The 12,691-nt window shown below is 41.6% G+C and carries 10 protein-coding genes; 8 read left to right on the forward strand and 2 right to left on the reverse strand.

The window, feature by feature from the left end; translation table 11 throughout:
• The first annotated feature begins 2 nt into the window (after nucleotides 1-2).
• From IHV09_RS10190 to IHV09_RS10225, 8 genes are all read left to right on the forward strand, one after another.
• Nucleotides 3-1,781 (forward strand): solute:sodium symporter family transporter, encoded by a 1,779-nt coding sequence (locus IHV09_RS10190; protein ID WP_197189808.1) that lies wholly within the window; start codon nucleotides 3-5, stop codon nucleotides 1,779-1,781.
• A 13-nt stretch (nucleotides 1,782-1,794) separates the two neighbouring features.
• The gene (locus IHV09_RS10195; RefSeq protein WP_197264430.1) at nucleotides 1,795-3,828 is read left to right on the forward strand and encodes an alpha-glucosidase; all 2,034 of its coding nucleotides are present in this window, start codon (nucleotides 1,795-1,797) and stop codon (nucleotides 3,826-3,828) included.
• A gap of 383 nt (nucleotides 3,829-4,211) precedes the next feature.
• Nucleotides 4,212-5,552 (forward strand): sulfoquinovose isomerase, encoded by a 1,341-nt coding sequence (sftI, locus tag IHV09_RS10200; RefSeq protein WP_197264431.1) that lies wholly within the window; start codon nucleotides 4,212-4,214, stop codon nucleotides 5,550-5,552.
• Nucleotides 5,553-5,569: 17 nt separating this feature from the next.
• The gene (locus tag IHV09_RS10205; protein WP_197264432.1) at nucleotides 5,570-6,742 is read left to right on the forward strand and encodes a diphosphate--fructose-6-phosphate 1-phosphotransferase; all 1,173 of its coding nucleotides are present in this window, start codon (nucleotides 5,570-5,572) and stop codon (nucleotides 6,740-6,742) included.
• A complete protein-coding gene (locus IHV09_RS22710) occupies nucleotides 6,729-7,445 on the forward strand; it encodes a GntR family transcriptional regulator (protein ID WP_197129186.1) in 717 nt (238 codons plus the stop codon). The genes IHV09_RS10205 and IHV09_RS22710 overlap by 14 nt, the downstream gene beginning before the upstream one ends.
• 24 nt (nucleotides 7,446-7,469) lie before the next feature.
• On the forward strand, nucleotides 7,470-8,360 hold the full coding sequence (locus IHV09_RS10215) for a class II fructose-bisphosphate aldolase (RefSeq protein ID WP_197264433.1): 891 nt from the start codon (nucleotides 7,470-7,472) through the stop codon (nucleotides 8,358-8,360).
• Nucleotides 8,361-8,378: 18 nt separating this feature from the next.
• Entirely contained in the window at nucleotides 8,379-9,812 is a 1,434-nt protein-coding gene (locus IHV09_RS10220; protein ID WP_197264434.1) for an aldehyde dehydrogenase family protein, read from the forward strand.
• 73 nt (nucleotides 9,813-9,885) lie between these two features.
• A complete protein-coding gene (locus IHV09_RS10225; protein ID WP_197194883.1) occupies nucleotides 9,886-10,788 on the forward strand; it encodes an AEC family transporter in 903 nt (300 codons plus the stop codon).
• A gap of 251 nt (nucleotides 10,789-11,039) precedes the next feature.
• Here the strand turns inward: IHV09_RS10225 and IHV09_RS10230 are convergent, their stop codons facing one another.
• Nucleotides 11,040-11,765, reverse strand: a complete 726-nt coding sequence (locus IHV09_RS10230) for an alpha/beta hydrolase (protein WP_197264435.1) — start codon at nucleotides 11,763-11,765, stop codon at nucleotides 11,040-11,042.
• A gap of 6 nt (nucleotides 11,766-11,771) precedes the next feature.
• Nucleotides 11,772-12,428: a hypothetical protein gene (locus tag IHV09_RS10235; protein ID WP_197129198.1), complete on the reverse strand. Its 657-nt coding sequence runs from the start codon at nucleotides 12,426-12,428 to the stop codon at nucleotides 11,772-11,774.
• Nucleotides 12,429-12,691: the final 263 nt, after the last annotated feature.

Consider the following 12,691-nt stretch of genomic DNA (forward strand, 5'->3'; position numbering starts at 1 on the left):
ATATGTTTTCAGGCATTGGATTTACACTTTTATCATGTACATTTTTTATGGGACTGGTCGCATGGATCTCTTACTTAAAAACAAAAGGGGAGACAGAAGATTCTACGGGCTATTTCTTAGCAGGACGCGGGTTGAATGGGACATTTATCGCCGGATCACTGCTTCTTACCAATCTTTCTGCTGAGCACTTGATCGGTTTGAATGGACAAGGGTATCGAACGAACATGTCCAACATGGCTTGGGAAGTAACGGCTGGCTTTGCGATTGTTATCATGGCTCTCTATCTATTACCGAAATATTTAGGAGGAGCTTTTACAACATTGCCAGAGTTTCTCAGCACGCGATTTGATGAGGGGGTTCGTCGCTATACGGTTTTGCTATTTATGCTGGGCTATATTTTAGTTACGATTCCATCAACCCTTTACTCAGGTGCACTGACTATTCTTAAACTCTTTGATGTGCCAGGTCTTTTAGGCATTTCCTACACGCAATCGGTTTGGCTCTTAATTTGGGTGATCGGAATCATCGGTGCAGTATACGCAATCTTTGGCGGTTTAAAAGCCGTTGCTGTATCGGATACGATTAATGGAATCGGACTTTTGATAGTAGGACTTTTAGTGCCTGCTCTAGGTTTCTTAGCACTCGGAGATGGGAACATGTTTGAGGGCATGAAGACCATTGCAACAAACAGTCCGGAAAAACTAAATGCGATCGGATCGAGTACGGACTCGGTTCCGTTTGGGACCATCTTTACGGGTATGATTTTTGCAAACTTGTTCTATTGGGGAACAAACCAGTACGTTATTCAACGTACGCTTGGAGCACAAAACTTAAAAGAAGGTCAAAAAGGTGTGCTTTATTCTGGTTTCTATAAGCTTGCGATTCCACTATTTATGATGATTCCTGGTATTATCGCTTTCCACCTATATGGAGGAGGATTAAGCCCGGTTGATCTTGCTTATCCAACATTAGTAGCAGATGTATTGCCAAAATACTTATCAGGTTTCTTCCTAGCTGTTCTATTAGGAGCGGTATTTAGTACATTTAACTCGTTGCTTAACTCAGCAGCAACCATGTTTGCTCTTGATATCTATAAACCGCAGTTCAATCCGAAAGCGACTGACGATCAGTTGATCCGGATGAGTAAATGGTTTGGTACAGTTATTGCACTTGTATCATTCTTTATCTCACCATTACTGATGAACGCACCTGATGGTCTTTGGGATCTGATCAGACGCTTTACAGGGTTCTTTAATATTCCGATCATCACAATTGTTCTTGTTGGTATCTTCTCTAAGCGAATTCCTGCACTTGCTGCAAAAGTAGTAATCATTTTCCATGTTATTACCTACTACTTGCTCGTTTGGGGCTTGGATCAATTGTTTGGTATTCAAACCACCATTAACTTTATCCATATTTACGCGATTCTGTTCTTCGTAGAGGTTGGAATTATGATCGCAATTGGGAAATGGAAGCCTTTGCAAAAACCATATGTGTATAAAGCGAATGCACAAGTCGACATGGTACCTTGGAAATACGCACTTCCCGTAACGTTTATCTTGCTAAGTTTGCTTGCGAGTATGTACATCGTGTTCTCTCCGATTGGTTTAGCTTATCAGGATTCAATCGTTTCGGGGTATTTCTGGCCAGCGATTGCAGGATTGGCAATTGTTACTGGAGTTCTTATCTACCTTTCGCTAAAGGTTTGGAATCGGAAGTATGCAGACTTCTTAAGTGAACAGCACAAAAAAGAAGTAAAAGAAGCAAGAAAGCTAGCATAATAAGGAGGTTCTTATGGCTCTTAAAACAAATGAAACAAAATTCGTTTTGAACGAAATAAATAATGGATTTCAAATTGTTGCTGATGGCAGACTTCTCTTTCATCACTCTCTTCAGCAGCCCATGCTCTATGTAGGATATGGGGAAGAAACAATCAACATGTATCGAGGAAATTTTGACATTCACGATTATGTAGTAGAAAGAATAGGACTTCGTTATGTTGATGTTGTTCAAGAGGAAAATGGTTTTCAACTTTCTTTTTCAAAATTTGACGGTGGACCAACAGATCTCGAAATTCTTCTCACTGAAGAAGACGGAAAAGTAAAACTTCAGTTTACAAAACGTTCATCAGAAATAAACCGGTTATGGTTACGTGTACAAGCAGATAGCAACGAGAAAGTCTACGGTTGCGGTGAGCAGCTGTCACATTTTAATCTGCGAGGCAAAAATTTTCCGCTTTGGACTTCGGAACCTGGTGTTGGAAGAAATAAGAACACGTACACAACATGGCAGGCGGATGTAAAAGATAAAGCTGGTGGCGACTACTACAACACAAACTATCCGCAACCAACCTTTATTTCTACTAAAAAATATTATTGTCATGTTGAAACAACGGCTTATGCTGATTTTGACTTTCGGAATGACGAATATCACGAACTTCAAATATGGGATATACCACAATATGTGCTATTTGAAACAGCGGAAAGCTATGTTGAGCTCGTTGAAAAGTTAACTGAAGTGTTTGGGCGTCAGCCTGAATTACCAGATTGGACATATAACGGAATCTGGCTCGGTTTACAAGGCGGAACCGACATTGTTCAAAAAAAGCTGGACGTAGCACTTGAAAAAGGAATTAAAGTCGGAGGCGTTTGGTGTCAGGACTGGCAAGGAAAACGCGTCACTTCATTCGGAAAGAGATTGATGTGGAACTGGCGTTGGAACAGTGAAGAGTATCCAAATCTTGATCAAAAGATTGAGGAATGGAAAGCAAAAGGTATCCGCTTCTTGGGCTATATTAATCCTTACGTTGCTGTTGAAGGTGATCTCTACAAAACCGCGGCAGAGAAAGGATACCTTGCTCTAAATGAAACAGGGGACATCTACCTTGTTGACTTTGGAGAGTTCTACTGTGGAGTCGTAGATTTTACAAATCCTGAAGCTTGTACGTGGTACAAATCAGTCATTAAAGAAAACATGATTGACTTTGGCCTTGACGGCTGGATGGCTGATTTTGGTGAATACTTGCCAACAGATGTTCAACTCTATAACGGTGAATCGGCTAAAATCATGCATAATGCATGGCCCGCACTCTGGGCAAAAATAAATTATGAAACAGTGAGTGAGGCTGGAAAATTAGGTGAAGTTACATACTTCATGAGAGCCGGTTATACGGGAATACAAAAATATTGTCCGCTATTATGGGGTGGAGATCAAAGTGTGAACTGGTCACTAGATGATGGATTAGCTTCTGTTATCCCGGCTGCACTTTCAGCTGGTATGACAGGCTGTGGTTTACACCATAGTGATATTGGCGGCTATACAAGTCTTCATGGAAACAAGCGAAGCAAAGAGCTCCTTCTTCGCTGGACAGATATGGCGACTTTTACACCCGTCATGCGAACACATGAAGGAAATCGTCCTGATGATTGTTATCAATTTGATGGTGATGAAGAGACGCTGCAGCATATTGCTCGTATGACAGATATCTATGTAAAGTTAGCGCCTTATACGAAAGACATCGTTAAGGAGAATGCTAAAAAAGGAATTCCAGTACAGCGTCCTTTGTTCATGCACTATGAGGAAGACGAAACAGCTTATGACATTCAATACCAATATTTATACGGCAGAGATCTTCTAGTGGCACCGGTGTATGAAGAAGCCGCAACCCATTGGAACGTCTACTTACCGGAAGATGAATGGGTGCACGTATGGACTGGAGAAGAATATCGTGGCGGTTATGCAGAAGTTGAAGCACCGATCGGTAAACCGCCTGTATTTTACAGAAAGAATTCCTCATACAAGGAATTGTTTGAATCATTAACGAACTAGAATAACAGAGGGGACAGGAGTACGTTTGTCCCCCTTATTCTTTTAAGCTTATGAAAACTTTTATAAATATAAAGGTAGTAATATATTTTAAAAGGTAGTAACCTTTTGTTATACTTATTCAAGATCACTCTTTCCTTTTAAATGATGATTGCCTTTGTTTACTCTTTTAAAGACATCATCGACAAGTTGATTGTAGTGTAAGTGCGAGACTCCTGGGGGATCAGCGGGACAGGTGAGACAACTAAGGGTGCAAAGCGCCGAGGTGGCTCACCGCACGCCCCCCGGAAAGCGAGCAACTGAAACGGAGATCAACCACTTCCAAGAGCACCAAAATATGCGAAAACAGCCTTAAAGATAAAACAATATGAAGGATGTGGACAACTATGCAAACGCCATCAATCGTATATATCCCAATTGGCAGAAAAACATTTGATCTAGAAGCTGGTGAGCAATACCGTAAGCAAAGCTCTGAATGGCTCAACAAGACGTACCACACAGTGTATGAACCAGAAGAAATCCTTACATCTGTAGAAGATCTACAGCAATTCCTTGAAACGCTAACCAATAAAAATATTGATTCTATCATCTATCAAAGCGTTACGTTTGCAGATGGTGAGTTTATCGCGAAAGTACTTCAATATCGAAACGAACCTGTTGTTGTATGGTCTGTAAGAGAACCAAGTGTAGGCGGCAGGCTTCGTCTTAATTCATTAACTGGAGGAAACAGCACGAGTAATGTCCTCATGCATCATCGTCACCCTTTTACATTCGTACTAGGTAACCCCGACGAAGAGCAGCTTCAAAAACAGCTTTCTCGTCAAATCAGAGTGAATGTTTTGGTTAACAAGCTGAAGCAGCTAAAGATTGGAGTGATCGGAGAACATCCACCTGGCTTCTTCTTCTCAGATACAGACGAAGAACTTCTTCATCAAAAACTGGGAGTAACACTTAAAAAGATGGATCTCCTAAAAGCATTTCAAGAATGTGTAGAGCTACCTGAGGAAGAATGGACAGGTGCCATCGATCGAGCTGAACAGCAAGTCATAGGGTTGAATCGATCTGATGAAACGGTAAAGAAGTTTGCACAGTTTTCCACGTATGTGAAAAAGTATATTGAACAAGAAGATATTGCAGCACTCGCTGTTAGATGCTGGCCAGAATTTTTTAATGAATTAGGAGCAGCAGCGTGTTCGACACTATCTCAGTTTACCGAAGATGGTGTGGTATCTTCCTGTGAGTCGGATATTCATGGTGCGGTTTCGATGTTTATCCTACAAGAACTAAGTGGAGGAAACGCTCCGTATCTCGGGGATCTCGTTCATGTGAACGAACCAAATAATTCGGTTGTTTTCTGGCATTGTGGAGCAGGTGCTTATTCGCTCGCAAGTCCGTCAACCGGTGCACAATCAGGCGTGCATCCTAACCGTAAAATGGGCTTTACGATGGACTTTGGATTAAAAGCTGGAGAAGTAACAATCTTCAGACTAGGGTATACACCAGACGGATATCGCCTTCTTGTGATGAAGGGGGAAGCGCTAGATGTTCCGCAACCGTTTTCAGGAACCTCGGTTGAAGTAAGATTAAACGGAGATGTCTCTGAAACGGTAAATGCTCTTATGGAAAGCGGTTATGAACCTCACTTTGCTGTTGTGTATGCGGATGTTGCTGATGATCTATTGCAGCTAGGCAAGCAGCTTAACATTCCTACTGAGGTGTACGTATAGGAAGGGAGCGAACTTAGATGGCAAAGAGAGTAGCAATTGGGCAGGCTGGGGGTCCAACAGCCGTCATCAATGCCAGTTTAGTAGGTTTTGTAGAAACGCTCCAACAAGAAGTAGAGTTATTGGGTGTTTATAATGGCTATCAAGGTTTATATGAAAACGACATCGAAAAGCTTGATGATGACCTTTTAGGATGGATCAAATCACATCGATATGTAAACGGTGCATGCCTTGGTTCAGGACGCTATGAATTTACAACTGAAAAGATTCAAAAATCACTTTTGCATCTAAAGAAGCATGAAATTGATACTCTTGTTTTTATTGGCGGCAACGGTACGATGGCTGCTCTTCATAAGCTAGCTGAGGAAGCTCGCCACATTCACTATGATCTTCAAGTCATCGGCATACCGAAGACGGTTGATAATGATCTATCTGAAACGGACCATGCGCCTGGCTTTGGAAGTGCTGCACGTTATGTGGCAACTGCTGTCAGAGATATTAGTAGAGATCTATGTGCCATGCAGAATTTTGAGCAAGTGAGAATACTAGAAACGATGGGGCGGAACTCAGGATGGCTTGCTGCTGCAAGCGGTCTTTTGAGAAATGGGGAAGATGATGGGCCACACATCGTTTATGTTCCGGAACGAATTATTGAACCAGAACATTTTTTAGCAAATGTTAGTGAAGCTGTTCGATCTTTTGGCTATGCAACAATTGTTGTTGCTGAAGGGTGTAAAATGAATGCCACTTCAGAACAGGTCGAGAAAGCGAATGTTCAAGGCAGGACGATTCTTGGCGGCATTTCTGGCGTGCTTGAGAAAATGGTCAAAACAGAACTTGGTGTGATGGCTAGAGCTGAGATCCTTGGTATGAATCAGCGCAGCTCATCAGCAGTTATTTCTAAGCAAGATCAAGTGGAAGCCTTTGAAGTGGGACGAGAAGCTGCAAGACTTGTATTACATGGTGAGACGGAGAGAATGGTTACCATACAACGATCGGCAAATATAGATTATACTTTTAGTATGAATAGCTGTCCTCTGCAAGTTGTTGCGCAGGGTGGGGAACGTTTCCTACCTGATGCATTTATTGATGACCCGGAAGCCTATTACAAATGGCTCCGACCTCTCGCAGGGGAAGATCTACAAGCTTATCCCACTGTGAGAAAGAGGAGAATATTATATGAAAAGCAATAATACAGCATTATATCTGCAAGTAAAAGATCATTTGATTGAGAAAATACAGCAGCAAATCTGGCGTCCGAACCAACTTATTCCAACTGAACAAGAGCTTATGAAGCAATTCGGAGTGAGCCGTACGACCATTCGTCAAGCGATTAATATGCTTGTGGCTGACGGTCTTTTGGAAAAACAACAAGGAAAAGGAACGGTTGTGAAGCCGCAACAGCTTGTTGGTTCATTAAAAAGATTAAAAGGATTTGCAGAAGAAGTAATGGAGAAAGGACAAGTTCCTCACTCTAAAGTTCTGCGTGCAGAATTTATTGATACGCTTTTCTTTGAAAAAACAAAGCTAGGATTAAAAGAAGATGAAAAAGTCCTTATCATTGAACGCATCCGATTTGCAGATGATGTCCCGATCGCATTAGAGCGATCATGCTGGCCAGAAGCGATCGGAAAGTTACTGATGAAGCATGATTTAGATACGGCTAAATTTTATTCCATCCTGGAAGAAGACAATATTTTATTAAAACGTGCTGATGAAAAAATTTCTGCTATAAATTCTACGATTTCTGAAGCAGACCTACTTGGTATTCGTGCAGGAGAAGCGCTTTTAGAGATGACTAGGTTGAGTTATGGACTGAACGACAAGCCGATTGAGTATACAAAAACAAGGTATAGAAGTGACCAATACCACTATGACATTGAACTAAGACGTTAATTAAAAACATTCGGAGGTATTACAATGGGATATATTTCAGGAAAAGAACTGTTAACACATGCTTACGAGAACCAATATGCTGTTGGGGCATTCAGTGCACATAACGCAGAAACTATTCTAGCTATCTTGGAAGCTGCTGAACAAGAACAAGCACCAATCATGATTCAAGTAGGTCAAAAAGTAATCAACACGATCGGACTTGAACCGATGAAGGCAATGATTGATGTATTCATGAAAAACATATCTGTTCCAGTCTGTATCCATCTGGATCACAGCAGGGAATATGAACAAACAATGAAAGCCATCCAGCTCGGTTTTCAATCCGTTATGTTTGATGGCTCTGCTCTTTCGTTCGAAGAGAATACTTCAATAACAAGAAAAGTTGTAGACGCTTCACGTGCGCTTGGAATTGGTTCTGAAGGTGAAATCGGTAAGATTGGCGGAACGGAAGATGACATAACAGTTGCTGAAGAAGATGCAATGATTACAGCAACTGAAGAGGCTGTGGCGTTTGTTGAAGCAACGGATGTAGATTATCTTGCCGTCTCAATAGGTACAGCACATGGTATCTATAAGAATCCTCCAAAACTGGCATTTGAACGATTAAAAGAAATCTCAGCAGCGGTTAACCGTCCGATCGTTCTTCATGGTGGTTCTGATGTGCCGGATGAGCAGATTACAAAAGCAGTTTCGTTAGGTATTGCAAAAATCAATGTGGATACAGAGCTTAGACAATCATTCACAAAAGGCATGCAGCAAGTTCTTGAAGAAAATCCTGAAGAATTTCATCTAGCTGTTTCCCTTGGCAAAGGCCGTGAAGTAATGCAGAAAAAAGTTCAGGAGAAAATACGTCTATTCGGAAGTGCAGGAAAAGCGAGTGAATTCACAACGCGCGAAAAGGTCGTAACGTTATAAAATAGGGAGTGATGATTCGTGGCGATAAATACAACGTATCAAACGTACGGACTATGGATTAACGGTGTGTGGAAAGAAAAAACAGAGGTGTTGGAAGTACTCAATAAATATACGCAGAATGTAGAAGCTGCGATTGCGCGCTCTGAAAAAAAGGATGTAGATGAAGCGGTAGAAGGAGCCAAAGGAGCATATAAAGAAACCTTCTCGGCATACGACCGTTATCTTGTGCTTACAAATGCTGCACGATTATTATTGGAGAAAAAAGAAGAGTTTGCTAGAGTGTTAGTCGCTGAAGTAGGTAAGCCGATTCGTGATTCAAGAGTCGAAGTAGAACGAGCTGCACAAACACTTGAAATCTCAGCTGAAGAAGCGAAGCGTATCCACGGTGAAGGGGTTCCTGTAGAATCAGCACCAGGTTCTGAAAATCGAATGGCTTTTACACTACGAGTTCCAGTTGGTGTTATTGCGGCAATTACACCATTTAATGTGCCGTTGAACCTTGTTTGTCATAAGATCGGTCCAGCTCTCGCTGCAGGAAATGCGGTCGTGCTGAAGCCCGCTGAAGTTACCCCATTGTGCGCCCTTATGTTAGCAGAGGTATTTAAGGAAGCTGGCTTGCCTGATGGCAGGCTCCAAGTCATTACAGGTGATGGTGCAGAAGTAGGCGGATGGCTGCTAGAAAATCAAGACGTTAAGATGTTTACTTTTACCGGAAGTCCAAGAGTCGGTGAAATCATCAGACAAAAGGCAGGACTTCGCAAAGTATCACTCGAGTTAGGAAATAACTCCGCAACGATCGTTCACAAAGATGTAGATCTTGATAAGGCTGCAGCACTCATTGCGAACAAAAGTTTTAATAATGCAGGTCAAGTATGTATTTCTGTTCAGCGTGTATATGTTCATCAAGATGTGAAAACTCCTTTTATTCAATTATTAAAAGATAAAACAGAGCAGCTGCAATCCGGTAATCCATTAGACGAAACTACCGATATCGGCCCGATGATTCGACAGGCAGAAGCAGAGCGTGTTGAAGAGTGGGTGAACGAAGCAGTGGCTGACGGAGCAACTCTTGTAACGGGTGGTAGACGGAATGGAGCATTTTACGAGCCTACGATACTATCAGATGTTAAAAGTGACATGAAAGTTTGTAAACAAGAAGTGTTTGGTCCTGTTGTTGGGATAGACACATATGCTACGATAGACGAAGTGATCGAACAAGTGAATGACTCGGATTATGGATTGCAAGCAGGTCTCTTCACAAACGATCTTGCTTTCGCTATGAAAGCGGCGAAAGAGATTGAAGTGGGCGGACTTATCGTAAACGATGCTTCAGCATATCGAGTGGATCACATGCCATACGGTGGCGTAAAGAAGAGCGGGACTGGAAAAGAAGGCCCGCGCTATGCGATTGAAGAGATGACTGAAGAACGAATCATTGTTTTAAATTTGTAGCAAGAAAAAAGTGCTGATCTCACTTGGTCAGCCTTTTTCCGTTGTAGTTAACAGAAAGAAGGGGTAAGACATGATAGAGCTGTTGAGCATTATTCTTCCGGTATTTGCGATCTTTGGTATCGGATTTATCGGCCAAAAAACGATAGGTTTTGAAACGCAAACCCTTTCCAAGATGGCACTTTATCTGATGTCTCCTTTTCTCGTATTTCGGACGTTTTATGAAACTACTTTTACGAAAACGTATGGATATATGCTCATCTATACGCTCATTCTATGTTTCACTTTAATCGGTCTCGTGTATGTGATCAGTTATATTAAAAGATACAATATGCGGGAAACATGCGGTGTCATTTTAGCTTCTGCTTTTATGAATAATGGGAATTATGGTACGCCAGTCGCGCTGTTCGCGTTTGGGGCCGCAGGGTTAGATTATGCGGTTGTTCTTATGGTTATTCAGCAGTTAGTCATGTGTACAGTTGGTGTGTATTATGCAGCAAAAGGCAGCCCAGAAAACGATGGTATCTCTTCAGCACTCAGAGCAGTAAGGCGTATGCCAATCGTATATGGAGCGATAGCGGGTGTTGTCTTTCAACAGTTACACATACCGATAAAAGGTTCTGTGTCAGAGGCTCTTGATCTTGTGGCGAATTCTGCGATACCGACCATCATGATCATACTCGGTATGCAGCTCGCGAAAATATCATTGCGACATGTACAGGTGGAGAAGTTAACGTATTCGTTGCTACTAAAATTAGCGGTGTCACCTCTGATCGCATTTTGTATCACGTTGATACTTCCTGTAGATGATATGCTCGCAGCGATTATGGTTCTGATGGCTGCGATGCCTTCAGCAGCAAATACGACGATGTATGCGTTACAGTTTGGAACAGAGCCTGATTTCGTATCGAGTGCAACCTTAGTAAGTACACTTTTTTCACTGATCACGCTGCCAATCTTGCTTGCGATTTTAATTTAAGGATGAGAAGAACTCAATGAAAAGTGGAAGTGGCTCTTTCAGCCCCGACCAGCAAAAGTTGAATGGGCTATGAAGGCGCACTTTGCTCATCACAGACCGTTAAACTTTTGACCTCGTGGGGCTAGCCACCGCCTGCCCGCGGAAAGCGAGCATCTGCAACGGAACAACTCATTCAAAAGCAACAATGAATATGAAAAAAGCCTTAATAAATAAAAAAACTCACAAAAATAGTGAGTTTTTTTGCTTATGTGTTAATGCTTTTCTAACCACTTAATTATCTCTTCCGCAACAATATCCTGCTGTGTTGTAGCTGAAATGTCAGCTTCATTATCCCCTTTTTGTTTTCCATACATGCCGAATCCAGCATGATTTCCGCCTTGAATCTCAAATAGAACAGTCTCACGTGACAGCAAGCTTTTCGTTTCTTCAATCTTATCCCTAGTCGTTAGCCCATCTTTTTCTGCGTAAATAGATAAGATCGGTGTGTCTTTGTTAGAAAAGTCATCTCCACTAGCAGGATAAGAGGCAAGCAGGATAACACCATCTACTACATTGGGATTTTTATGTGCAAATGTAGCAGCGCTTACCCCTCCTAAGGAGTGCCCACCAATAAACCATTTCTTAATCGATGGATTACGGTTAATCCATTCTTCTGCTTTATTTGCTTCAAGCATCGCAAGATTTAAATTAAATTTCGGAATTCCGACGGTGTACCCAGCGTCTGACAATACGTTACCGAGATAACCATATGCTTCTGGTTCAACTTTTGCACCCGGATAAAGGATAACCCCAACTTCTTTATTAGTACCATTAGGTTTGAACGTTACCCAATCGTCTTCATGCTCGATGTCTCCAACACTTTTCAACAGTTCTTTAGTAGGTTCATATGTCTGTTGAGTCCACACAAAAAATCCGATCAAGCAGCATACAAATAGTACTGCGATTACAAGAATTGCTCTTTTGATTATCCTTTTCATATTAAGTTAAGCACCTTTCAATTGGCGGTCTTGATGAATCTTTGTTGCAACAAGCGTGATCATCAAAAACAACTCAAAGCCGTTCGTGACAGCGGCACTTTCCACAGATATAGGAACCGCGCTTCCAACTGTCATCACAACTGAACCAATCAACATCCACTTCCAGCCTGTTTTTTTCCAGAGGATCGCTCCTGCCGTGATCAAAGCAATAGACACGAACAGAACCATGAGAGGAGGACCTGATGAAGGTTCTGCAGAAACATATCGAAGTAAACCGTGTTCTCTTTCAGGAACGATTTTTACCCCATATGTTTCAGTGATAATTTCCATTATGACAAGGGCGATCGTGTAAAAAAGAGCTACTATGTATACAATTTTACGTTTGGCGAACTCAATTCCAGCTCTGTTTAAAACACTCCATGAAAATAGAACGAGGGTAGGTGTGAAGAACGCATGAAACCAAAATCGTAAATAGCTCAAATTCTCTAAAAGTGGTCCTTCACCTAAGAATTTCCCTATAGCGATCAATCCGTTATCATAAACAAGTCCGAACACTACCAAAAAGAGTAGGGAAGAAGCATCCCATCTGTTACCGAAGTTTATGCACATGATAAGCAAAACAAGGTAAGCCGCTGTATAAATAAAATAGAAGACTGTATCCATGAAATTCCCCCCAAAGTTTATACTCATAAGAATTACCTTATCCATACAAGACGAAACGTTATGAGTACATCATAGTCTAAAAATGAGGAACATCAACAACGAATTTCACGTATTGTTCATTTTTTTGAAGTGGTGCGGGCTTCCTTTTTCCATAGTGGCATACCTCTTTTTTGCAGCAACTTATATAGTGTGATATAGGTGAATGGAAATAAGAAGGATAGTAGGGTGAAAAAGATAAACCGCCAAGTAAGAATGCGGGTTAA

Source organism: Fictibacillus sp. 23RED33 (assembly GCF_015903925.1).
Lineage (GTDB): Bacteria > Bacillota > Bacilli > Bacillales > Fictibacillaceae > Fictibacillus > Fictibacillus phosphorivorans.

What these genes read in the sequence shown, in the direction of transcription:
- IHV09_RS10190 (WP_197189808.1), top strand. Translation starts at nt 3, where the DNA reads ATGTTTTCAGGCATTGGATTTACACTTTTATCATGTACATTTTTTATG.
- IHV09_RS10195 (WP_197264430.1), top strand. Translation starts at nt 1,795, where the DNA reads ATGGCTCTTAAAACAAATGAAACAAAATTCGTTTTGAACGAAATAAAT.
- sftI (WP_197264431.1), top strand. Translation starts at nt 4,212, where the DNA reads ATGCAAACGCCATCAATCGTATATATCCCAATTGGCAGAAAAACATTT.
- IHV09_RS10205 (WP_197264432.1), top strand. Translation starts at nt 5,570, where the DNA reads ATGGCAAAGAGAGTAGCAATTGGGCAGGCTGGGGGTCCAACAGCCGTC.
- IHV09_RS22710 (WP_197129186.1), top strand. Translation starts at nt 6,729, where the DNA reads ATGAAAAGCAATAATACAGCATTATATCTGCAAGTAAAAGATCATTTG.
- IHV09_RS10215 (WP_197264433.1), top strand. Translation starts at nt 7,470, where the DNA reads ATGGGATATATTTCAGGAAAAGAACTGTTAACACATGCTTACGAGAAC.
- IHV09_RS10230 (WP_197264435.1), bottom strand. Translation starts at nt 11,765, where the DNA reads ATGAAAAGGATAATCAAAAGAGCAATTCTTGTAATCGCAGTACTATTT.
- IHV09_RS10235 (WP_197129198.1), bottom strand. Translation starts at nt 12,428, where the DNA reads ATGGATACAGTCTTCTATTTTATTTATACAGCGGCTTACCTTGTTTTG.